The sequence below is a fragment of the Staphylococcus pseudoxylosus genome, from assembly GCF_044794325.1.
Taxonomy (GTDB): Bacteria; Bacillota; Bacilli; order Staphylococcales; family Staphylococcaceae; genus Staphylococcus; species Staphylococcus pseudoxylosus.
Window position 1 is genome coordinate 318,333 of record NZ_CP085024.1, and the last position, 23,358, is coordinate 341,690.

Below are 23,358 nucleotides of genomic sequence, written 5' to 3' on the forward strand. Positions count from 1 at the left end.
GGGCAATGGTCCTTTTTTCTCATTATGAGTTGAATACAAAAAACAATGTATTATATTCAATAGAAAGGGTTAAGTTTTATTGATATATCGTTATTATCTTTTTATTTAGCTGCTTAGAGTCAACTGTGGTATAGAATTTAATTATTTATAACGAATTAATTCAACAATAAGTCTGTTATAATCATAAAAGTGTTATGGTTATAGTGTATATATTTCCTAGGAAAAAGGTAAAACGATTATAATAAAAGTGATTAATATAGATAAGGAATGTGAGTATGAATGGAAGGAAATAATAATGATTATGAGAATTTGTTATTTTACTTTGCGTATAAAACATTTATAAATACCGCAGATGAAATAATTGAAGATTATGGTTTGAATAGACAACATCACAGATTTCTGTTTTTTATAGAGAAAGTCCCAGGTATTACAATCAAAGATCTCTTAAAAGGGATGGAAATTTCTAAGCAAGGTAGTCACGCAACTTTGAAAAAACTTAAAGATGAAGCATATATTATTGAAAAACAGACTGAAGCCGATAAAAGAGTCAAAGCCCTTTATCCTACTGAAAAAGGTACAAAATTAGTGCGTGAATTAAACAAAGCACAGAATGATTTATTTAGAGATATTCAAAAAAAAGTAGGAAATGATTGGTATGCAATTATGGAAGAATTTGCTTCGTATCGTACAGGATTTCAAGAGGTAAAATATTTGAAAGATGAAGTGAAAGATTAAAAAGTTAGTACAATATCCAGTTCACTTTTTAAGGTTGATAGGTCTAAAGTTTTTAAAATGTAGTATTGTATGAATACAATGCTACCTACATGAGTCTGAAAAAACTAAATTATACTATATAAAAATTCCGGGATATCATTAGATGTCTCGGAATTTTTGATTATAGGTAGGAATAACATAATTAATATTTCAATTAGTTGTGTTTTAAATTATACAATTTTTGAGGGATGGCACAATTTAATTATAATCATAGGTCTCTATAATCTCTTTTATGTGCGTCTATAAGTCGTTAAAGTTTAATCGTGTTGATATGTAAGTGAGCAATCTAGGAAGATTCATTCAATAATAAAAGTCAATATTATTGACCTTTATTATGTTATAAGTTAAATTTGAAGTGTATTAGATATAGAGTAAAAGGGGAAATGAAAATGAAAAAACGTGTAGGACAATATCTAATGGACTGTTTGAGCAATGTTGGTGTAGATAAAGTGTTTGGTGTGCCAGGAGATTTCAACCTTACCTTTCTAGATGACATTATTAGTCGTGATGATTTAGAATGGGTTGGCAATACGAATGAATTAAATGCAAGTTATGCAGCGGATGGTTATGCAAGGTTGAAGGGCATTGCTGCTATGGTAACGACATTTGGTGTAGGAGAGCTAAGTGCCGTAAACGGTATTGCAGGGTCGTATGCAGAACGTGTACCAGTTATTCAAATTACTGGGGCACCGACACGTGCGGTTGAACAGGCTCGTAAATATGTACATCATTCTTTAGGTGAGGGACGTTTTGATGATTATAGAAATATGTATGCTTCAATTACAACAACACAAGCGTATATCACACCCGAAAACGCACAATCAGAAATTCCAAGGGTGATAAGCGCTGCATTATTTGAAAAGAGACCGGTCCATATTCACTTACCAATTGATGTAGCGAATACTGAGATAGAAGTAACAGCATCATTTGAACTAGCAGAACATCAACATATGGATGTTTCTAAATATATGCAAATGATAATGGAAAAATTACAAAGTGCAGAGCAACCGGTTATCATCGCTGGTCACGAAATTAACAGTTTTGGGTTACATGAAGATTTAGAAAAATTCGTAACACAGACACATATTCCAGTTGCACAATTATCATTAGGTAAAGGCGCATTTAATGAGGAAAGTCCATATTATATGGGAATTTATGATGGTGCATTAACGGATAAAGCCATTAGAGACTATGTAGATCAAAGTGATGCAATTTTAAATATTGGTGCAAAATTGACAGATTCAGCTACAGCCGGTTATTCATATCAATTTGATATTGATGATGTAGTAATGATCAATCATCATAATTTTAAAATGAATGAAACGAAAGATACGGATGTATCGTTAGTAGATTTGCTAGCTGGATTAAATAAAATTAATTATGTAAATCACATGGATTTTCCGAAATACCAGCGTCCAAGTGCGCATGATTATGATTTAAATGCTGATCCTTTAACACAAGAGACTTACTTCAAAATGATGCAGGATTTTATTAAAGAAGAAGATGTGATTATAGCTGAACAAGGAACTTCATTCTTTGGAGCGTATGATTTAGCATTAAATCAACATAATAAATTTATAGGGCAACCATTATGGGGATCTATTGGATATACTTTACCTGCGACTTTAGGTGCTCAATTGGCTGACCCTAATCGTAGGAACTTACTATTAATTGGTGACGGTTCTTTACAATTAACTGTGCAAGCAATATCTACGATGATAAGAGAAGAAATTAAACCAGTTATATTTGTTATCAATAATGACGGATATACAGTGGAGCGTAAAATTCATGGCGAAAATGCAGTGTATAACGATATTAAAATGTGGGATTATAAATTATTACCAACGGTCTTTGGTGGTAAAGAAGAAGTTTGCACATATGATGTCAACACGAGTGAAGAATTCCAAAAAGTATTGCTCCAAGTCGAAGCACAACCTGATAGAATGCATCTTATAGAAGTGAAAATGAATGTTCATGATGCACCTCGTAAGTTAAATGCGATAGGTCAGGCATTTGCTAAGCAAAACGGCTAATATGGAAAAATAGTTTAGAATTTGTATATGTATGTTAGATTTATAGCTAGTATCTTAACTTAAAAGAAGCGGAAACATAAGATCAAATTAGGGTCTTATGTTTCCGCTCTTTTTTCAACTGCAGTATATTCTACTTGGTCATAATTTTTTTCAAGCTTACGTAGTTCGTCCCGTGTTTCTTTATTTAAGCCCTCACCGTAATCCATCATTTTAACGATATCTTTAAATGCTGCATATGGGATAGCTAATTCATCTATATCTTTTAATGTGACATGTAAATTGATTTTTTCTGGAGTACCATTTGCTAATTTCGTTACGAAATCAGGCTCTGTTACAAAGGGTGAAGACATACCAACCATATCAGCATGTTTTAATGCGTCCAACGCGCTTTCAGGGGAATTAATTCCACCACTTGCAATCATAGGCACTCTACCGCTTAAGTAGTCATGAACAACTGCATTTACAAATTGTTCTTTATAGCTACCATCTGAGCGAACCTTGTTTTGATAAATTTGACGTCCCCAACTAGCAATCGCTAAATATTGTATATCTGCTACCTCTAAAACCCAGTCTAGATGTTGGTTGAATTCGTCAATCGTGTAACCAACGTCGCTCCCACGTGTTTCTTCTGGCGTGGCGCGATAACCTAGTATAAAGTTAGGTGGCGCTTCCTTATCAATAACAGATTGCACAGCACTTAATATCTCTAAGACAATTCGTGCCCGATTCTTAAGGTTTTGTGGTCCATATTGATCCGTACGTTGATTAGAGAAAGTAGAGAAAAATGTTTGAATGAGTAGACGTTGTGCTGCAGAGATTTCAACACCGTCAAATCCAGCTTGAATGGCACGTGAAGTTGCATCTGCGTATTGTTTGGTTACATCGTCAATCTTTGTTTGTGACATTGCTAAGACTTCATGTTCGATAGGTGAATGTAGTGACATAGAGCTAGGGCCATATACTTGGCCGAAATTTAAAATAGCTTGGTTTGAAAACCTGCCTGCATGTGTAAGTTGCAAAATGGCTTTATTGCCATCTTGTTTCATGACAGTAGCTAGTTTTTTTAAACCTGGTATACAGCTGTCATCTATAATACTAAAGCCGTATTCAAATAGTTGACCATAGGGTTCTATATAAGCTGCACCCGTTACTTGAAGAGGTGCTGCATGCGAACGTCTTTGTGCATAACGCAAGTCTTCTTCGGTAATATGTCCATTTTGTGTGGAGGAATTAGTCGTCATAGGCGAAAGTACAAAACGATTATTTAATTTAATACCGTTAGGCAATATAAGTGTTTTGAAAAGTGAATCAAAATTATTTATCATAGCTTTGACCTCATTCTTTGTTGTAATATGTAATTTTAAATTAACACTAATGTGACAGAATGGTCAATTAAACAAGAAATTCCAACATTTTATAAGCAAAATATAACAAAAATTTTCTATATCCGTTATTCTATAAAGTGAGGGTAATATGTATTGAATGTGATACTTTGACTGAATATAAAATAATATTACATGGTCATATGTAATAAATATAGAAATGCAGACGCATATATATGTGGTATAACGGGAGTGAATGTGAACGTGGTTCAGTTGAACATATTAGATTATGCTGTCATTGATGAAGGTCAAACGGCACAAGATGCTTTGCAAGATACTGTGAAGTTAGCGCAATTAGCAGATGAATTAGCTTACAAACGGTTTTGGATTACCGAGCACCATAATGTACCGGCGTTTGCCTGTGCAAGTCCAGAGTTGTTGATGATGCAAATATTAGCAAAGACCCGACGTATACGGTTGGGATCAGGCGGTGTGATGTTACCACATTATAGTCCTTTTAAAGTGGCAGAAAACTTTCGATTATTGGAAGCCTTTTACCCGGGGAGAGTGGATTTAGGCATTGGTAACAATCCGGGGACATCTAGCGTGAAGAAAGCACTTAATGAAACGAAGTCTTCTTTTTTAGACTACGGGCAGTCTATATCAGATGTGAAAGACTATTTAATTGAAAATAATAGCGAACAGCGATTAGATAGTGTCACAGCACAACCAAGTGTTACGACAGTTCCAGAAATGTGGTTGTTAAGTACAAGTATTACATCTGCGGAAATGGCTGGTGAAGTAGGCATGGGTTATACATTGGGGACGTTCTTATTACCCAATGCACAGGCTATTCAAAATGCAAAAGCAAGTGTTCAAACTTATAGAAAGTCATTTAAACATACTAAGTTGAATATGGCTCCTACAGTTATAGTCACGGTATTTACCATAGTTGGTGATAGTGAAGTACACGCGCAATCATTAGCACAAGCATTAGATGTTTGGCTGTTGGGTAAAAAACAATTTGCAGAATTTAATCGGATGCCATCAATAGCGACAGCTCAAGATTATCAAAAATCAGAAAGAGATAAACAGTTAATTGCACAAAATCGCGCACGTATGGTTGTTGGGGCAAAAGCAACTGTTCAAAGCCAACTAGAGCAAATAATAGAAACATTTGATGCAGACGAACTTATGATTGTCCCATTAATACCAGGTTTCGAAAATCGGAGCCGCACAATAGAATTGATTGCAGAAATGAATTTATAATTAAAGAAAGGAAGATATAAATGAAAAAATTAGCGAATTACTTATGGATTGAAAAAATAGGAGAACAATATGTTTATAGAATGACACCAGAACTACAAGATGATGTAGGAACTGTAGGTTATGTGGCGTTTATGGGTGAAGATAATGTGAAAGTTGACGATGAAATTGTCAGTATCGAAGCTTCAAAAACAGTATTAGACGTACAATCTCCATTAGCAGGTAAAATTGTGGCACGTAATACTGAGGCAGAAGATGAGCCGACGCTTTTAAATTCTGAAAAGCCAGAAGAGAACTGGTTAGTAAAATTAGAAAACGTTGATGAAGCAGCCTTTAATGCACTTCCAGAGGCATAAAACATGCAACAAGTAGAACGCTTAGCGTATTTGATTGACTATTTATGGCATGAGGCAAATGGAGATAAAACATTAGACTTACCTGATACAGAACAAGCACGTTGGGAGATGTTTAGAAGTTTAATAAATATAAGGCCAGCAAAAGGTATATCTAACGATTTTATTGATGTACAAGATGCATTATTAAATCAATATAATAAACAACAAGTGACCGATATGGCGTCTTTAACACCATGCTTAGATAACGATATTTATTTATGGCAAGGTGATATTACGCAATTACAAGTAGATGCAATTGTGAATGCGGCCAATAGTCAGTTGCTAGGTTGTTTTGAACCGAATCATAATTGTATAGATAATATTATTCATACAAAAGCAGGTGTACAGTTACGTTTAGCATGTGCAGAGCTAATAGAAAGCCAAGGTAAACGTGAAGGTGTGGGTAAAGCGAAAATCACAGATGCTTATAATTTACCTGCAAATTATGTTATTCATACAGTTGGACCACAAATACGTAAAACGCCAGTGTCACGAATGAATCGTGATTTGCTTGCGCGATGCTATCGAAACTGTTTAGAAATAGCAGACAAGCATCAACTAAAGAGTATTGCTTTTTGTTGTATTTCTACAGGAGTCTTTGGTTTTCCACAAGCAGAAGCCTCTCGAATTGCTATAGATACGGTATTGAATTATAAACAAAACCATCAATCAGGAATTAAAGTAATATTCAATGTGTTTACTGATACAGATGCTAAGTTATACAAGGAGGGCTTGAAACATAATGACTGAATCAACATGGGACGTCTTAACGACAACATATGACCAACAAGCTGACCAATTAGCTGATGCGTTAGCGGAAGCGGACGCTGTTGTAGTAGGTATTGGTGCCGGTATGTCTGCTGCAGATGGATTTACTTATATCGGAGAAAGGTTCACGCAACATTTTCCAGATTTTATAGCCAAATACGGCTTCTTCGATATGTTGCAGGCAAGTCTACATCCTTTTGAAAGTTGGCAAGAATATTGGGCATTTGAAAGTCGTTTTGTTGCATTAAATTATTTAGATCAACCTGTCGGTGCATCTTATGTAGCATTAAAACAAATTTTAGAAGTTAAAGACTACCATATTATTACGACAAATGCTGATAATGCTTTTGCAGTGGCAAATTATGATTTGGAGAAAGTCTTTCATATTCAAGGAGAGTATATTTTATGGCAATGTAGTCAACATTGTCATGCGCAAACATATCGTGATGATGATGCAATACGTCAAATGGTAGCGCAACAAGAAAATATGAAGATACCTAGAGCATTAGTGCCGCATTGTCCAAAATGTGATGCACCTATGGAAATAAATAAACGTAAAGCGCAAGTTGGAATGGTAGAAGATGCGGATTTTGAGGCACAATTGTCGCGTTATAACCAATTCCTAAATGCACATAAAGAAGCTAAAGTACTGTATCTAGAAATAGGGATTGGTTACACGACGCCACAATTTGTGAAACATCCTTTTCAACGTATGACAAAACAAAATCCAAACGCATTATTCATGACTTTGAATAAAAAAGCTTATCGAATTCCAGAAGATATCCGTGAGAGAACGATACATTTAACTGATGATATTTCAGCATTGATTTTAGAAGCAAATAAAAAATTAACGAAATAGGAGATAGCTATGTATTTAATTGAACCGATTAGAAATGGTGAATATATAACTGATGGTGCTGTAGCATTGGCTATGCAAGTATATGTAAGTGAAAATATATTTTTAAATGAAGATATCCTTTTCCCATATTACTGTGATCCTAAAGTAGAGATAGGTCGTTTTCAAAATACTGCCGTAGAAATTAACCAAGATTATTTAGAACAAAAGGATATTAAAGTTGTACGCCGAGATACAGGAGGTGGAGCGGTTTATGTAGACCGTGGTGCAGTGAATATGTGTTGTATCCTAGAAAAAGATGACACAATCTATGGTAATTTCAAAAAATTCTATGAACCGGGTATTCAAGCGTTACATCATCTAGGCGCCACTGAAGTAGAACAAAGTGGACGCAATGATTTAGCGATTAATGGTAAAAAGATATCTGGAGCTGCTATGACACTCATCAAAGGTAGAATTTATGGCGGTTACTCTTTATTATTAGATGTAGATTATGAGCCCATGGTAAAAGTACTAAAACCGAATCGTAAAAAAATTGAATCTAAAGGTATTAAATCGGTGCGTTCTCGTGTAGGTAGTATTAGGCCATACTTAGCACCAGAATATCAAAATATAACAATAGAAACATTTAAAGATTTAATGGTTAAACAAGTGTTAGGTGTTGATGATTTAAGTGATGCTAAACGTTATGTTTTAACAAATAAAGATTGGGAAGTCATTGATGACATGCTTGAGAAAAAATACAATAACTGGGAGTGGAATTATGGACGCTCACCACGATATGAATATAATCGAGATGCGCGGTTAGTAGCAGGTACGATTGATATCTCTTTAGCAGTTGAACATGGCCGTATTTCAGCATGCCGCATTTATGGTGATTTCTTTGGACAAGGCGACATTAGTGATGTTGAAAATCAACTTCAAGGTGTACGTGTCGTAAAAGATGATATTATAGCGGCATTAAATAAGCTAGATGTTACATACTATTTTGGGAAAACATCTGCTGAAGCGCTAGCGGACGTTATTTTAAGTTGATTAAAAATATCAAAGTAGATCGTATACCTTAGCTTTGAATAAAAAGGTGTTATTTTGATTCGTATTTATTTTATAAAATAATTTCAAACTACTTATAAGTGTGTAGCTGAAGGAGGTCAATATCCATATCGTTTTGAAAAGTGGATGTCGGGTATAGCAATTACAAATGCTTGATAGATACGTAAGGAGGATATCGTATGGATAAAAATCATATCAAAGCAGCGTTATCTAAAAACTCAGAAGTTATTATAGAAACTGTTGAGCATGAACGAATAACTGTTAAAGCATTAGAAGATAATAATGATTCACAATATTTGCATGTTACAGAGCCAAAAGAGCAACAAGTAGACATCGATAAAATAACTGATATACAAGTAAATAACTTTAATCAACTTTAATATTAATAAAAAGAGTTAAAGTATGTAAAACGACCTTCCACAAACATTAAATTGGGTGGAAGGTCGTTATCTATTTATTTCGATATTAATAGTGTTATAAGACATCTCTTGCACGAGAATCAGTAACGATTAATAAAACTTTGCCTTGATCCATGAGTTCTTCGTATTCATGAGCATCTTCTTCGGAAATGCCAAGCGCCTGTAGTTTTTCACGCAGTTGACTTCCTTGCTTAGCCACTTCGTCACCCACGTTAGAACGGTTGTAATTAATACCGGATACTTCAGTTTGATTTACAATTCGTTCAGTGCGGTCAGGATCGTGAGACAATACAAAGACATCTTTTGCATTTATTTTTTGATCTTTTAATGTGTTAATATTCACTTCGATTTCTTCATCATTTGAATATACTTTTATAATTGGCGTCATTTATAAACCCCCTTGAAATAAGACAAACTTAATTCATTTTACTTATTTATTATTTTGCTCTTTAAGTCTATCGTAGCGTTCATGCGTAATATAAAAATGTGTGTGTTGAAGTGCATAATCATATACTTCTTCTCTTTGGATGTTGGTAGGCAATTCAAAATGAGTATCTACTTTTTCTTCATTCTCATTTTGAACTTGAGATACATTATTATGCTTAATGTTTAATGTTTCTTTATCATAAACTAAAGTGATATGCTGTGGTGTTTCTTTGATAGCTTTTAAGTTTTCTATTTTGAACGCTTCGTTGATATAGTTTTCAACCCTTTTTTCACGTTTACGTTTTCTTTTATTCACGGAAGCTTCATTCCTATATAGTTTCTTGATGAGTAGGAAGAAAGCCACGACTATTATTAGAAATATTATAAAATAAAATATGGACATCTTATAGCCCTCCTTACGCATAAAAAATGCGACTGCAATTTTATACCTTTATATTAAATGTATACCACCGAATTAATTTTAAAAACAAATCTAATGATTTTGTGTTATTGATTTTGAATTAAATGTATCTATAAAGTACACTATAGTTATGTAATTAATTATTAAAATAAATAGAGAATACAAATAATTAACAAAGGGGAATAACTTATGAATCTAGGCATTGTTGGGGCGGGCAAAATTGTTAAAGAAGCGCTACCTGTTATGGAGCAAATACCAGCGTATACTTTTCAGAGTCTTGTTTCTTCAGGGAGAAATCCAGAAAATGTAGAGCATTTACAAAAGCAATTTAATATCAAGCATATTTTTGATAATTATGATGCATTTTTAGCAGATGAGACAATCGATACTATCTATCTAGCCGTACCGAATCATTTACATTTTGATTATGCACGTAAAGCAATTAAACAACATAAACATGTGATATGCGAAAAACCATTTACGTTGACGAAAGCAGAATTATTAGAATTAAAGACTCTAGCTGAGGCTCATCAAGTTATTATTATAGAAGCCATTACTAACCTATATTTGAGTAATTTCGATGTATTAAAACAATCTTTACTTGAAATAGGAAATGGTAAGATTGCGCAATTTAATTATTCGCAGTATTCATCAAGGTATGATGATTTTAAAAAAGGTATTATTCAACCTGCATTTGACCCAGCTAAAGGTGGTGGTGCTTTAATGGATATCAATGTTTACAATATTCATTTGGCAATTGCATTATTTGGTAAACCGAATGGAGTAGCTTACTTCGCAAATATAGAAAATAATATTGATACGTCAGGCATTTTACAGTTAGATTATGACGGTATAAAAGTTGTATGTATCGGTGCGAAAGACTCTAGTTCAGATAATCAATCTTATATTCAAGGGGAAAAAGCAACAATAAATATTAAAGGTCCTACAAATGAGTTAAAAGCTTTTGAACTAAAATATAATGATGGTGGAACGCAATCGTATCAAGTTAATCAACATGAACACCGTATGTACGAAGAATTTGTGAAAATTGCAGAAATCATTAAAGAGAAAAACTTTGACGTAGCTACCCAAAAATTAGAACACAGTATTCAAGTAAGTGAAGTATTAGAACTTGCTCTAGATAGTGCACATATTGAATTAGGTCCTTCTGTTAATAATAAATGATCGAACTGAGATGAGTTCTTAAGAGAATTTACAATAGCATAAATTAAGTTAAAATAACGCACCTCAATTCATTAGTTGAATTGAGGTGCGTCTTACGTTTGATTAAAGATATAATTCAGATTACAGAAATGTATAACAATTATGATAGCTATGATGCTTTCTAATTTTAATATGATGATGAGGCTGTGATTAAGTTTTGTTTATACTTTGGTTGGATTAATCAATATCAATATTAATGTGTTTTTGTATAGTTGTTTGAATATCGTTATAAACGGTAGCAAAAGGCATGCCTGATTGAATCGCAGCATTACGAACATCTTCAAATTCAGGTTTGGCTTTTATAACTTTGTCACCCAACATGCCTAATTTCACTAATATTGCGCCGTAATCTGTGTGCACGGTTTGAAATTGACGATGTAAGATTTTTCGGTTTACTGTATAGCTACGAACACCCAGAGATGTCGTATATTTGAGAATATAGTTTTCAAAATACTGTGCTTGCGTCAGACTACAAATAACTGTGAGTTGTGTAGCTGGGCGACTTTTCTTCATTGTGATAGGCGTGTAATAAGCGTCCAAAGCACCATCGTCTATGACTTGTTCCATAAAAAATCCAAGCATTTCTGGTGTCATATCATCAAGTTGGCATTCTAATACTTGAACTTGAGAGGGAGTCGCTTCTTTTTTAGAAAATTGAACTGCACGTAGTATATTTGGAAACTCAAAATCTTTTGAACCACAACCATATCCAATATTCGATATTGTGACACTTGGCAGTGGACCGACGTCTGATACTAATGCTTTAATAAAACCCGCTCCTGTAGGGGTTGTTAATTCACTTGCAACATCAAAAGCGGCAAGCGGAATGCCTTTGAGTATTTCAGCAGTTGCTGGTGCAGGTACAGGGTAAATGCCATGTGCGATATTGATTTTTCCGTGTCCCGTAGGAATCGGTGAGGAGAGTAAAGTATCAATGTTTAAGTTTTCTAATGCTAAACAACTCCCAATAATATCAATGATTGAATCCATTGCACCTACTTCATGAAAGTGTACGTTTTCAACTGACATGCCATGAATTTTTGCTTCTGCATGGGCAATAACATCAAATATGTGAATACTTCGTTCTTTTACTCTGTCAGGCAAGGTGCTTTCATTTATCATTCTGAAAATATCTTGAGCTTTTCTATGGTGATGTGCTGGTTCAAAATCTATTGATAGTGATGTGGCTTGGATACCTTGTTTGTTTTGTGAAGAAAAGTTTAACTTAAATTTGTTCAAGGGTAAGTCGTTTAAATTCTGTTCAATATAATTTATATCTGCACCTAAATCAATAAGTGCAGATAGCAACATATCGCCTGCAATACCTGCATGGCAATCTAAATAAATTGCATTAGGCATATTGTTTCACTCCATTTCTAATGAGCTTCAATCATTTTTATAATCATCGCGGCATTATAGCCACCACCAAAGCCATTATCTATATTGAGGACGCTTGTTCCCGGTGCACAGGAATTAACCATTGATAATAGTGTTGTTACACCTTCTAAGTTCGCACCATAACCTATACTAGTAGGAACAGAGTAGACTGGATGATCTACTAAGCCTGATACTACACTTGAAAGGGCACCTTCCATACCAGCAACAACGATTGAAACCTTACTTTGTCTAATTGCTTCTATATGTGAAAATAAGCGGTGAATGCCAGACACACCTACGTCATAAAAGCGTTTTACATGTATGCCCATTACTTCAGCAGTAATGGCTGCTTCTTCTGCAACTGGTAAATCAGAAGTTCCGGCACAAATCACAGATGTATAATAATTAGATTTTGAAATATTGCTTATAGGGGTACAAAGAATACGCGCTGCTTCATGATATTCAAGTTCACTATATTTAGCGATAATATCTTGTGCTTTGTCATGGTCTACCCTTGTAATTAGAACAATCTCATCGTGTGCGAGTAATGTGCTGATGATATCTATGATTTGAGAAGTTGTTTTTCCTTCACCAAAAACAACTTCTGGAAAGCCTTGACGTTGTCTCCTATGCAAATCAATTTTGGCAAAACCTAATTCGTCATAATGACTTAATTGAGTCTTGGCTTCTGAAACAGAAAGCTGATTCGATTGAACAGCTTGAAGCAATGAGTCTAGGGAATCTTGCTTGTCAGTCATAGTTAAGCCACCTTTATAAATTTAATCTGCATCTAATGAATTGATGACTTCGTTCATACTTCCTGTACGATAGCCTTCTAAATCAATCGTTACATAGTCAAAGCCTAATTCTTTAAGGCGCAGTGTGATTTCTTTTCGATATTTTACTACGGTTGGAATGTCGGTATCGTTAACTTCTACTCTAGCAATATTATGGTGATAACGTACTCTAACATTGTTAATATCTAGACTTAAAATATATTTTTCCGCTTCGTTAACTTTATTTACTTTTGCAAAATTCAATGTTTCTCCATAAGGAATACGAGAGGCAAGACTACATAATGCTGGTTTATTCCAAACTGGTAAACCATTAGCCTTACTAATTTCTCTTATTTCGGATTTGTATAAATCAGCTTCTTGCAATATACTTCTTACATTAAATTCTGTTCTTGCTTTTAAGCCTGGTCTGAAATCATCTAAGTCGTCCATGATCATGCCGTCAAGCACATAGTTAAAGTTGTATTTCTTTCTTAACGCTTCTAATTTTGAGTATAATAAACGCTTGCTGTAATACCAACTATCAGGTGTATTTTCAATAATGTGTGGGTCTTTCAATTCTTCAATTTCAGCTTCTATTATTGGCGCATTAAGTTGATTTGCTAATTGAATAGCTTGGTTGAATTCTTCATGTCTAAATAATTCGGATTTGACTATAACTGCTTTAACATTTGCATGACCTAATACATCAACGGCTTTCTTTAAGACCAGACTGCTATCTACACCACCAGAAAAAGCAATAACTACTTTGTTCATATCTTTAAGAATGTTTTCTAATTTTTGTTCTTTATTTAAAGTTTCAGTTAACATGATTATTCCTCCTAATTTATGATTCAACGTATGGAATCGTTAGTGGTCCTAAGGGCATAACGCCAATCGTCATATCTTTCCCATATTTGTCTTCAAGCATTTTTAGTGTGTCATTAATTTCAGTAACTGGATATAGCATAGCGTCTTTAGTCTGTTGATCAGTAAGTTTGGAGTATAAATAAACATCTGCAAATGTTTGGATAACGGCTTGTTTTTGAACTTGCCATTGATCCAACATAGCGAAGTTTGGGTCGTTAATCATGTCGACGAGTGCTTGTGGGCTATCAGCCATTTTAAGAATTTCAGCATAGTTACCGTGATTTGGATATCCATCACTACACTCTGATAACATGATAATACTGCCACCTTCTTTGACAACTTTGTGTGCAGCACTCATCCCTTTAACGGTTTGATATAAATTTTGGTCTAAAGGATACCCAGAGTTAGAAGCTATTACAACATCAAAAGGTTCATCACATTTGAACATGGCATGTTTCTTAGCGTAAGCACAACCTTTATCATGTGCTTCATATAATTCTCCAGCAAAAACCTCAGTAATTGCTTTCTCTTTGTTTAATGTCACATTTAGCATAAAGTCTGGCTTACACATGGCATTAATTTCTCGAGTCATATCTTGAACAGGATTATCTGTCATGTTACCCCAAGTGGAGCGAATATCACCAATCATTTTTGCATTATGGAAGGTCATAATTGTTTCGATACCTGCAATTCCTGGCATGATCCCTTTAGGACCACCTGAAAACCCAGCAAAGAAATGTGGTTCAATAAAGCCTGTAACAATTTTGAAATCAGCTTCGACATATGATTTATTCAGATATACATCACACCCATACTTACTATGTCCAACTTTGCTCAAGGTTGCTTTATCATTACAATGATTATGAACAATTTTGATGTTATTAACGATGTCTTCACCTAGCATTTGGACAAGCTCTTCGCGAGTTTGGTCACGGTGTGTGCCAGTACCGTTAATAATTACAAAATTCTCCAATGGTACATGGGGCAATGCTTTTATAAGTAAAGGCACCAATATATGATTAGGCGTTGGTCTTGTGATATCACTAATCACAATAGCCACAGTTTGATTGGCTTGAACCATTTCACTCAAAGGTTTAGTACCGATTGGGTGACGTAAAGCGTTTTGAATTGCACCGATATCATCTTCAAGTGCAGTTAAGTCTTGAGGCTCAATTAAGACACTGTGATCAGGTAAATCAATTTCAACATTGGATTTACCATATAGAATAGTAGTTTTCAAAACTTACTCCTCCTTTTTATTTAAAGCGTTTTCATAAAAATGTAGTCTATTTACTTGTTTTAGTTTGAAAAACGGTTCGTTTGTACGTTTGAAATATTCTTTTCTTCCATATATACCCTTATTTTTCTGGTATTTATCAACCATTATAACTGCTATTGGACATAAAATAGCTGTAGTAATAGCAGATATTGATATTTGCGCCGTTGCCACAGGGGCTATTTTTTCTATCATTGCATACTCACTTTGAGTTAAATTACCGTTGGCTAGGGCGGTAGAAGCAGCCGCCACTACTGCAGCTGGTGTAGATACAGCATTCCCAGCAGTGGAAGCTTCAGAAATGGGAGCGATAATACTTTTTTCTTTAAATAATTTAAATGCAGCTATACCAGTAATAGCGGTACATATAAATGTTAGTAAAGCTAAAGTTAGACCACCTGATAATACAGAGAAATTAAAGAATTCAGCTAAATTCATACCAGCACCTAATGAGAAAGCGAAGAACGGAATTAATAGTGTTTCTCCTGGGCGAAGAAATTCTGAAATTTTAGGATCTAAATTACCTAATAGCATACCAATACCTAACGGAAGAAGTACTGATATGAAGGATATGACTGGAAAAGTAGTGCCAATAAACCCTAATGAAATTAGGGTGAGTAAAGGTCCATCATTAATTGCTAATATAGATAGTCCACCAATATCTGAACGATTTCCATATGCACTTGTTAATGCAGCATACATACCACTATTACTATTTGTCATGGCAGCAATAATTGCAATTGTAGATAACCCAAATAATCCTGTCCACGGGTCAAAAATAGCGCCGAGTAGTAAACCAACTGCTAACCCTGAAAAGTATTTAGTTGATGTTAATAAGAAACCTTTTTTTAATGCTTTTCCACCGATTTTTAAATTCATTTGGCTTCCAACACAAAAGATGAAAAGTGCAATTAAGACTAATGCACTATCTTTAAATAGCTCCTGTGAGAACCCGCCAATTTGCAACATTTCATAATGGCCTTGCTCAGTCTTGGGCGCACCGAGTTGTTTTAATATATTCATGATAAAACTTAAATGTAGTTGGTCAATCGTATTAATCGTAGCACCCAAAAGTAAGGGCACAACCATCAATCCCCCTGGTATTTTTTCAATCGTATCTTTGATTCTCATAACTAACATCCCCTTGAATATGTTATTAATTATGGAAAAATGTTTTTACGATATTCTTAGTTGCTTTCTTTATTAATTTTTCCGAATTAGCAATCGTATGTGCAAGTGACATAGGTCCATCGGTTAAACTAAAAGCACTTACTACACCAACATCTTTAAACATATCAACGTCTACGTCGACAGTTCCTCCAATAAAGATGACAGGTACATTGAACTTTTGAGCGCATTTAGCGATACCCATTGGCGTTTTACCATAAAAAGTTTGGAAATCAATTTTACCTTCGCCAGTAATGACTAAATCTGCATTTTGTAAATAATTTTCGAGATGTATAAGGTTTATAACGACTTTAATACCATCATCAAATTCACTAGGGAAAAATGCTTTGAAAGCACCTCCTAGCCCACCAGCAGCCCCAGCGCCAGCTAATTCATGTAGACGTATGTGTTGTGTGGATTCAACAATGTTTGCCCAATGTGTAAGGTTTTGCTCTAGTAATGTTATTTCAGAAGATGAAGCTCCTTTTTGCTTTCCAAAGACATGTGATGCACCATCTTGACCAATTAATGGATTTTGAACGTCTGTTGCAATTACAAAGTTACAATGTTGAATTCGATTATCGAAGTTTTTTAAGTCGATGTGATGGATATGTTTTAGTGCAGCACCACCAAAAGGTATATCATTAAAGTCTTTATTGGCTAATCTTGCACCTAATGCTTGTAACATACCAGCGCCGGCATCATTTGTTGCTGAGCCACCGATTGCTAGAATGAATTTCTTATAACCTTTATTTAGTGCGTCTTGTATTAACTCTCCGGTGCCGTATGTTGTTGTAATCATTGGGTTTAGTTTTGCTTCTGGTACATGTTTCAATCCTGAAGCTTCCGCCATTTCGATGACACAAGTTTTATTATCATCTAACACGCCGTATTGAGCAGTAACTTGATTACCTAATGGTCCAGTAACAGAAACAGTTTCAAATTTGCCATTGGTTGCATTTACTAGGGCTTCCATAGTTCCTTCGCCACCGTCACCAACAGGTAAAGCATGAACCTCGGCCTGAGGGTAAGTTTCGGATATACTTTGAGACATATAGGATGTGACCTCAGTAGCCGTCATACTACCCTTGAATGAATCAGGCGCTAAGACAATTTTCAATTTAAACGACCTCCTTGTAAACGCTTTCTGATATATATTATTCTATTATATATATTTTATTTTATTGAAAATAGGGTTAAACTATACAATAATATACCTTTAAATTTGTATAAAAGTGATAAAGTGGTGAAATAATGGAGATATTAACAGAGGAAGTAGCAACGCTTATTGTGGAAGAAACTGCAAAAAGAACAAAAAGTAATATTAACATAATGAATTTTAACGGTAAGATTATAGCATCATTTGATAAAAGTAGGATTGGTAGTATACACGAAGGCGCGCGTAAAGTATTAGCGTGCGAACAGATGGTTATATTGACTGAAGAAGATTGTGAGAAACTGCAGGGGACACAGCCAGGTATTAATTTACCCATTATATTTCAAGATGAAATTGTCGGTGTAATTGGTATTACAGGTGACCCCAAAGCATTGCTATACGTAGCAGATTTAGTGAAAATGTCGACCGAATTATTGTTATATCAAAATTATTTTACGTATGAACTGGAAGGACATATACGTAGTCAAGAATTATTTATTGAAGAACTGTTGAAAAGTAATCCCTCTAATTCGTTTATACAATATTTAACAAAGCAACTTAACACCAATTTATTAGCTTATAGAAAATGTATTATTATTAATTTAGAAAAGCAAATATTCTCAAGAAATAGCATTGTTCGTGCATTAACTAGTAAAATTGATCAAACCACTTTTACAATAGCTTTTACTAATCATAACCGTATCGTTATACTGGCTTCTGATGAATCACAAAAAGCTTTAGATGAAAAAATTGTGAGAATTTATCATGCCTTTAAATCATTGAAATTAGAAGTAAGTATGGCTTCAAGTTTACTTTTTTCGAGTTTGAACGATTTCAAAAAGGCTTATGAAGAGTGTGATCTTGTATTTATGTTGAATGATCAAACCCAAACATTGATGTCCTTTGAAGATGTAGAAGAGAAAACGTTACTTTATCAAATAGAGAGTGGAATAAGAGAAAGATATAAGCAAAGAATTTTAAGTGATCTAGATTCACAAAGTATAGAAACTTTGAAAAGTTTCTTCAAAAATGATTTGAATATTGCTAAAACTGCAAAATATCTCTATATTCATCGTAATACGTTACTTTACCGATTAGAAAAATGCGAAACACTTACAGGATTGAATCCAAAGAAATATTCAGATGCGATTAAACTACAAATAGCTTTATGGTGTTAACCATTCGTAGTTTAGTTGATATGTTTCTTTTATTTAGAAAATAGATAATAAGTAGCAATATCATAAAATGTAGTGGGGACGTTTTTTAGGAAAGTATCAAAAAACACTTTACAAATTACACGACCAACAATATAATTAATTTAAGTTATTACTAAATAATTCTATAAATTTTAGAATAAAAATCTTTATAGATACAAAACGTTTTGTTTTCAATCTGAAATGCTTAAATAGTAATGGTGCCATTATTGAGTTATTAAGTGATAACTCACATCAACTTGTTATTGATGTACCATGAAATGAAGGGACGTGGACATAATGGATAAAAGGTACTTATGAAGTTTTGAATGAATTATTGTGATGATTTGATGAAAATATATTACACTACATGAAAATAGTCAAAACGAATTAGGTTTAACAATGCATGAATGTTGTTGTAACTTATCATGCTAGGTTAACTATGAGAAGCTAGTATGATAAATCCTCTGTATGTCACTTTGATAAACGATTATATTTTAAATAGTCACCTACTTTAGCACAATACAACACTTGTGCTTTAATCTGCCATTTTTAGTAATTTCGTACTCCAATTTATTTAGTATATCTTAATTAGAAAATGTGATTTCTCTATTTCACCTACTTTTAAAGTCCACAAAAATTTAAGAGCCAGTTTAAATCAAATAGTAATTTGAAATAGAAAGAAGATAGTGTAAATGTATCTGCTTTTAACTTTTAGTTATACAAAATTATAATTCTATGACTTAAATGCTCTCATTTGAAAAATAAACCTAGTAATATATTAAGTCATTTAACCATGTTATATAAAAATGGCAATGAACTGGTGATGTTAAAAGTTCCAAGCAACAAATCAATGTTGCTTGGGCTTTTTTTATACAACAAAATTATGATATATCAAGAGATAAAGGTGCAAAAAGAAATGAATATGAACAAATTTTTATATTTTAGTTGTCATTTTTCGATTAATATGACATACTCAATAGCAATTAGTATATCATATTAACTATTTGAGGTGATTCAGTATGACAAAATATATTTATGCATTTGATGAAGGACAAAAGTCTATGAAAAATTTACTGGGAGGCAAGGGTGCTAATTTGGCAGAGATGAAGCGCTTAGGTTTACCGGTACCTGATGGTTTTACGTTAACAACAGAAGCTTGTATAAAATATTTAGAGCATGGATCTAAGCTTTCTGATGCGCTCATGGAGCAATTAAATACACAATTAACTGCCTTTTATGAACGTACACAAAAATCGTTTTCTTCAGATACATCTTTATTATTAGTTTCAGTAAGAAGTGGCGCTAAAATTTCTATGCCAGGAATGATGGACACCATTTTAAATTTAGGTTTAAACGATGACAATGTTAAAAAGTTAGCTGAAAAGACTGAAGACGCTCGTTTTGCTTATGATTGTTATCGCCGTCTATTACAAATGTTTGGCGAAGTCGTATACGGTATTCCTATGGCATCATTTGATACATATTTCAATCAATATAAAGAAAAGCATGGTTATCAAAATGATGCAGATATTCCAGCTGAAGGACTACAAGAAATTTGCGAACATTTTAAAGAAGTATATGTTGAAGAAGTTTATAAACCATTTCCACAAGTACCTATTGATCAATTAACTGAAGCTATTGAAGCAGTGTTTAAATCATGGGACAACGACCGTGCCCGTGTATATCGTGAATTAAATGAAATACCACATGATATTGGTACTGCTGTCAATATCCAAGAAATGGTATTTGGTAACAGCGGGGAACGCAGTGGTACAGGAGTTGCCTTTACACGCAATCCAGTTACAGGAGAGTCTAAACTATTTGGAGAGTATTTATTAAATGCGCAAGGTGAAGACGTAGTGGCAGGTATCCGTACTCCTAAAGATATTGATTCATTGAGAGAGCATATGCCGCATGTACATCAACAATTTGTGGATGTTTCCAAACGTCTCGAAACGCATTATAAAGACATGCAAGATATTGAGTTTACGATTGAAAATGGACAGTTATATTTACTGCAAACGAGAAATGGCAAGCGTACTGCTACTGCTGCCATACACATTGCAGTTGATTTAGTTGAAGAAGGCGTTATAAGTAAAGAAGAAGCAGTAATGAATGTTGAAGTAAAATCTATCGATCAGTTATTACATCCTAATTTTGATGAGCAATCACTTAAACAAGCAACTACAATTTCTAAAATTGGTTTGCCAGCAAGTCCGGGAGCAGCGAGTGGTAAGATTGTTTATTCAGCAGAAAGTGCGAAAGAACAAGCAGAAAAGGGCAATAAAGTTATTTTAATGAGACCAGAAACTTCTCCAGAAGACATTGAAGGAATGATTGCAAGTGAAGCAATCGTTACAACGCATGGTGGTATGACTTCACATGCAGCCGTTGTAGCACGCGGAATGGGTAAATGTTGTGTTACAGGATGTTCTGATATCGAAATTAATGTTATAGATAAAGTAGTTAATTATTCAGGAGGTACGTTGCACGAAGGAGATGTTATTTCCGTAGATGGTGCAAAGGGCGATATTTATTATGGCGAAGTGTCGACGATGAAAGCAGAGCGTAGTGAAGCGTTTGAGCAGTTTATGTCATGGTCAGAAGATGTAGCGAGATTACAGGTTAGAATGAATGCGGAAACACCTCAAGATATTCAAACTGGATATCAATTTAATGCTAAAGGCATAGGACTTGTTCGTACAGAGCACATGTTCTTTGGCCCTGAACGCTTAATTGAAATGCGTCGCTTTATCTTATCAGATACACAAGATAAACGTATTAATGCATTAAATAAAATTCAGCAATATCAAATGACTGATTTTGAAGAAATATTAAAGTTATCTGGTCAAAGACCAACGATTATTAGGTTGTTAGATCCACCACTTCATGAATTTTTACCAAGTTCGGTGGAAGAAAAAAATAATGTAGCTCAACAGTTGAATGTGACTGTAAGAGAATTGGAACAATACATTGAGAGTTTAGATGAAGTAAATCCAATGTTGGGTCATAGAGGCTGTCGTCTTGCTATTACGTATCCAGAATTGTATGTTATGCAAGTTGAAGCTATAGTGAAAAGTGCGCTACGTCTGAAAGCACAAGGTATTGAGTGTAAACCAGAAATCATGATTCCTTTAGTTTCTACAGTGGCTGAGTTTACAATTTTAAGAGCTAAAATTGTTGAAAAGATAGAACAATTGCAACAAGAGGCCGGAGAAACAATTCAATACCTAATTGGAACAATGATTGAAACACCAAGGGCTTGCCTCATCGCCGGTGAATTAGCGAAGGTATGTGATTTCTTTAGCTTTGGTACTAATGATTTAACGCAATTAACTTTTGGGTTCTCTAGAGATGATGCTGGTAAATTTATTGGTTCATATTCAGAACAAGGTGTTTTAGAAAATGATCCATTCCAAACATTAGATCAAGATGGTGTTGGTCAACTTGTCAAAATGGCTACACAACAAGCTAAAGCTGTTAACCCGACTATTAAAATAGGTGTCTGTGGCGAGTTAGGTGGCGACGATAAATCTATCTATTACTTTAATCAAATAGATATTGACTATGTTTCATGTTCACCATTTAGAGTGCCTGGCGCCTTGTTATCGACTGCGCAAAGTGAGGTTAAAGGTGGTCGATTACGTGTTTAATGATTCGTTAGAACCACAACTCAGATTATATGTTATTTCAGATTCCATAGGAGAAACAGCGCAACGGATGGTACATGCAACGTTAACTCAATTTCCTGACGTATCGCAAATTGAGATAAAAAAGTTTCCTTTTATAAAAAATGAAGAAGAGCTCATTAATATATTAAAAAGTGCTAAGGAACGTGCAGCAGTTGTAATAACAACATTAGTGAATCCTGAATTTAATATTGTTGGTCAACAATTTGCAAAAGAAGCGGGTATCCCATATGTTGATTACATGTCTGACTTAATTGGTATTATCCAGCAACGCACAAATTGTTCGCCTATTTTAGAAAGCGGCGCCTTACGTAAATTAGATGAAAATTATTTTAGAAGAATAGAAGCTATGGAATACTCTGTTAAATATGACGATGGTAAACATTTTACTGACATAGGGGAAGCCGATGCACTTATTGTTGGTGTTTCAAGAACATCTAAGACACCACTTAGTATGTATTTAGCGAATAAAGGTTACAAAATTGCAAATATACCGTTGGTACCAGAAGTGGATATACCTGATGAAGTTTTTAGGCATCAGGATTTAAAAGTATTTGGTTTAACTGCCAGTCCTAATTATATTTTGAACATACGTAATGAACGTGTGAAAGTGTTGGGGCTACACGGTCCAACAAACTATAACAGTATTGAAAGAATCAGAGAAGAATTGATATATGCTGAAGAGATTTTTGAAAAATTAAACGCAACAGTCATTAACACAGAATACAAATCAATTGAAGAATCAGCGTTTTATATAGAAAAGTTTTTATAAGCTAGTCTTATTTCACAGTTATATGGCTATAATATATTTTAAAAGTAAAATTTAAGACTGAAGGATGTAATCAATTTAGCAAAATAGTGAGTAGTGTTGTTACAAGGTGGGTAGGGTTAAAGTGA

Annotated in this window: 21 protein-coding genes; 12 read left to right on the plus strand and 9 right to left on the minus strand. The window is 34.2% G+C overall.

The annotated features are described in order from the left end of the window. Positions 1-279: 279 nt before the first annotated feature. Together LG295_RS01385 and LG295_RS01390 are read left to right on the plus strand one after the other, a co-directional pair. The gene (locus LG295_RS01385) at positions 280-735 is read left to right on the plus strand and encodes a MarR family winged helix-turn-helix transcriptional regulator (RefSeq protein ID WP_107529870.1); all 456 of its coding nucleotides are present in this window, start codon (positions 280-282) and stop codon (positions 733-735) included. Between the two features lie 428 nt (positions 736-1,163). Beyond that, positions 1,164-2,807 (plus strand): alpha-keto acid decarboxylase family protein, encoded by a 1,644-nt coding sequence (locus LG295_RS01390; RefSeq protein ID WP_325999478.1) that lies wholly within the window; start codon positions 1,164-1,166, stop codon positions 2,805-2,807. A gap of 95 nt (positions 2,808-2,902) precedes the next feature. Here the strand turns inward: LG295_RS01390 and LG295_RS01395 are convergent, their stop codons facing one another. Next, positions 2,903-4,129 carry an NADH-dependent flavin oxidoreductase gene (locus LG295_RS01395; protein ID WP_404476823.1) on the minus strand — a complete coding sequence of 409 codons (1,227 nt, stop codon included), beginning with the start codon at positions 4,127-4,129 and terminating at the stop codon, positions 2,903-2,905. A 264-nt stretch (positions 4,130-4,393) separates the two neighbouring features. Between LG295_RS01395 and LG295_RS01400 the strand changes: the two genes are divergently transcribed. The 6 genes from LG295_RS01400 (at position 4,394) to LG295_RS01425 (ending at position 8,847) form a co-directional block, all read left to right on the plus strand. Further along, positions 4,394-5,398 carry an LLM class flavin-dependent oxidoreductase gene (locus LG295_RS01400; RefSeq protein WP_404476197.1) on the plus strand — a complete coding sequence of 335 codons (1,005 nt, stop codon included), beginning with the start codon at positions 4,394-4,396 and terminating at the stop codon, positions 5,396-5,398. Between the two features lie 20 nt (positions 5,399-5,418). Then, complete coding sequence (locus LG295_RS01405) at positions 5,419-5,751, plus strand: glycine cleavage system protein H (RefSeq protein ID WP_318832550.1); 333 nt, start codon at positions 5,419-5,421, stop codon at positions 5,749-5,751. A 3-nt stretch (positions 5,752-5,754) separates the two neighbouring features. After that, positions 5,755-6,540 carry a protein-ADP-ribose hydrolase gene (locus LG295_RS01410; protein ID WP_404476199.1) on the plus strand — a complete coding sequence of 262 codons (786 nt, stop codon included), beginning with the start codon at positions 5,755-5,757 and terminating at the stop codon, positions 6,538-6,540. After that, the gene (locus tag LG295_RS01415) at positions 6,533-7,417 is read left to right on the plus strand and encodes an NAD-dependent deacetylase (RefSeq protein ID WP_107529876.1); all 885 of its coding nucleotides are present in this window, start codon (positions 6,533-6,535) and stop codon (positions 7,415-7,417) included. Before LG295_RS01410 ends, LG295_RS01415 begins: the two co-directional genes overlap by 8 nt. Positions 7,418-7,426: 9 nt before the next feature. Continuing rightward, positions 7,427-8,449 carry a lipoate--protein ligase gene (locus LG295_RS01420; protein WP_107558179.1) on the plus strand — a complete coding sequence of 341 codons (1,023 nt, stop codon included), beginning with the start codon at positions 7,427-7,429 and terminating at the stop codon, positions 8,447-8,449. A gap of 197 nt (positions 8,450-8,646) precedes the next feature. After that, positions 8,647-8,847 carry a hypothetical protein gene (locus tag LG295_RS01425; protein WP_107529878.1) on the plus strand — a complete coding sequence of 67 codons (201 nt, stop codon included), beginning with the start codon at positions 8,647-8,649 and terminating at the stop codon, positions 8,845-8,847. Between the two features lie 94 nt (positions 8,848-8,941). Here LG295_RS01425 and LG295_RS01430 read toward each other — a convergent pair whose 3' ends face one another. Both LG295_RS01430 and LG295_RS01435 read right to left on the minus strand, forming a co-directional pair. Then, positions 8,942-9,274 carry a general stress protein gene (locus LG295_RS01430; RefSeq protein ID WP_107529879.1) on the minus strand — a complete coding sequence of 111 codons (333 nt, stop codon included), beginning with the start codon at positions 9,272-9,274 and terminating at the stop codon, positions 8,942-8,944. A 42-nt stretch (positions 9,275-9,316) separates the two neighbouring features. Continuing rightward, complete coding sequence (locus tag LG295_RS01435) at positions 9,317-9,628, minus strand: hypothetical protein (RefSeq protein WP_241961580.1); 312 nt, start codon at positions 9,626-9,628, stop codon at positions 9,317-9,319. Positions 9,629-9,922: 294 nt separating this feature from the next. Here LG295_RS01435 and LG295_RS01440 point away from each other — a divergent pair, with 294 nt between their 5' ends. Next, positions 9,923-10,918, plus strand: a complete 996-nt coding sequence (locus tag LG295_RS01440) for a Gfo/Idh/MocA family protein (protein WP_107558180.1) — start codon at positions 9,923-9,925, stop codon at positions 10,916-10,918. A gap of 216 nt (positions 10,919-11,134) precedes the next feature. Here the strand turns inward: LG295_RS01440 and larC are convergent, their stop codons facing one another. Genes larC through LG295_RS01470 form a run of 6 tightly spaced genes read right to left on the minus strand, consistent with a single transcriptional unit; the run spans position 11,135 to position 17,540 of the window. After that, positions 11,135-12,316 (minus strand): nickel pincer cofactor biosynthesis protein LarC, encoded by a 1,182-nt coding sequence (gene larC, locus LG295_RS01445; RefSeq protein WP_107558181.1) that lies wholly within the window; start codon positions 12,314-12,316, stop codon positions 11,135-11,137. Between the two features lie 17 nt (positions 12,317-12,333). Next, positions 12,334-13,092, minus strand: coding sequence for a nickel pincer cofactor biosynthesis protein LarB (gene larB / locus LG295_RS01450; RefSeq protein WP_404476201.1), 759 nt, complete (start codon positions 13,090-13,092; stop codon positions 12,334-12,336). Positions 13,093-13,113: 21 nt separating this feature from the next. After that, positions 13,114-13,938 (minus strand): ATP-dependent sacrificial sulfur transferase LarE, encoded by an 825-nt coding sequence (larE, locus tag LG295_RS01455; protein WP_107529884.1) that lies wholly within the window; start codon positions 13,936-13,938, stop codon positions 13,114-13,116. Between the two features lie 16 nt (positions 13,939-13,954). Then, positions 13,955-15,217 carry a nickel-dependent lactate racemase gene (gene larA, locus LG295_RS01460; protein WP_107529885.1) on the minus strand — a complete coding sequence of 421 codons (1,263 nt, stop codon included), beginning with the start codon at positions 15,215-15,217 and terminating at the stop codon, positions 13,955-13,957. 3 nt (positions 15,218-15,220) lie between these two features. Further along, a complete protein-coding gene (locus LG295_RS01465; RefSeq protein WP_107558183.1) occupies positions 15,221-16,384 on the minus strand; it encodes a 2-keto-3-deoxygluconate permease in 1,164 nt (387 codons plus the stop codon). 25 nt (positions 16,385-16,409) lie between these two features. Beyond that, the gene (locus LG295_RS01470) at positions 16,410-17,540 is read right to left on the minus strand and encodes a glycerate kinase (RefSeq protein WP_107558184.1); all 1,131 of its coding nucleotides are present in this window, start codon (positions 17,538-17,540) and stop codon (positions 16,410-16,412) included. Between the two features lie 134 nt (positions 17,541-17,674). Here LG295_RS01470 and LG295_RS01475 point away from each other — a divergent pair, with 134 nt between their 5' ends. From LG295_RS01475 to LG295_RS01485, 3 genes are all read left to right on the plus strand, one after another. Beyond that, entirely contained in the window at positions 17,675-18,754 is a 1,080-nt protein-coding gene (locus LG295_RS01475; RefSeq protein ID WP_404476202.1) for a CdaR family transcriptional regulator, read from the plus strand. 1,037 nt (positions 18,755-19,791) lie between these two features. After that, complete coding sequence (gene ppdK, locus LG295_RS01480; RefSeq protein ID WP_326000355.1) at positions 19,792-22,425, plus strand: pyruvate, phosphate dikinase; 2,634 nt, start codon at positions 19,792-19,794, stop codon at positions 22,423-22,425. Next, a complete protein-coding gene (locus tag LG295_RS01485; protein WP_326000356.1) occupies positions 22,418-23,233 on the plus strand; it encodes a pyruvate, water dikinase regulatory protein in 816 nt (271 codons plus the stop codon). The genes ppdK and LG295_RS01485 overlap by 8 nt, the downstream gene beginning before the upstream one ends. Positions 23,234-23,358: the final 125 nt, after the last annotated feature.

Excerpts from the sequence above, each read along its gene's own strand:
- LG295_RS01385 (WP_107529870.1), top strand. The coding sequence starts at position 280 with ATGGAAGGAAATAATAATGATTATGAGAATTTGTTATTTTACTTTGCG.
- LG295_RS01390 (WP_325999478.1), top strand. The coding sequence starts at position 1,164 with ATGAAAAAACGTGTAGGACAATATCTAATGGACTGTTTGAGCAATGTT.
- LG295_RS01405 (WP_318832550.1), top strand. The coding sequence starts at position 5,419 with ATGAAAAAATTAGCGAATTACTTATGGATTGAAAAAATAGGAGAACAA.
- LG295_RS01410 (WP_404476199.1), top strand. The coding sequence starts at position 5,755 with ATGCAACAAGTAGAACGCTTAGCGTATTTGATTGACTATTTATGGCAT.
- LG295_RS01415 (WP_107529876.1), top strand. The coding sequence starts at position 6,533 with ATGACTGAATCAACATGGGACGTCTTAACGACAACATATGACCAACAA.
- LG295_RS01420 (WP_107558179.1), top strand. The coding sequence starts at position 7,427 with ATGTATTTAATTGAACCGATTAGAAATGGTGAATATATAACTGATGGT.
- LG295_RS01425 (WP_107529878.1), top strand. The coding sequence starts at position 8,647 with ATGGATAAAAATCATATCAAAGCAGCGTTATCTAAAAACTCAGAAGTT.
- LG295_RS01430 (WP_107529879.1), bottom strand. The coding sequence starts at position 9,274 with ATGACGCCAATTATAAAAGTATATTCAAATGATGAAGAAATCGAAGTG.
- LG295_RS01440 (WP_107558180.1), top strand. The coding sequence starts at position 9,923 with ATGAATCTAGGCATTGTTGGGGCGGGCAAAATTGTTAAAGAAGCGCTA.
- larC (WP_107558181.1), bottom strand. The coding sequence starts at position 12,316 with ATGCCTAATGCAATTTATTTAGATTGCCATGCAGGTATTGCAGGCGAT.
- larB (WP_404476201.1), bottom strand. The coding sequence starts at position 13,092 with ATGACTGACAAGCAAGATTCCCTAGACTCATTGCTTCAAGCTGTTCAA.
- larE (WP_107529884.1), bottom strand. The coding sequence starts at position 13,938 with ATGTTAACTGAAACTTTAAATAAAGAACAAAAATTAGAAAACATTCTT.
- LG295_RS01465 (WP_107558183.1), bottom strand. The coding sequence starts at position 16,384 with ATGAGAATCAAAGATACGATTGAAAAAATACCAGGGGGATTGATGGTT.
- LG295_RS01475 (WP_404476202.1), top strand. The coding sequence starts at position 17,675 with ATGGAGATATTAACAGAGGAAGTAGCAACGCTTATTGTGGAAGAAACT.
- ppdK (WP_326000355.1), top strand. The coding sequence starts at position 19,792 with ATGACAAAATATATTTATGCATTTGATGAAGGACAAAAGTCTATGAAA.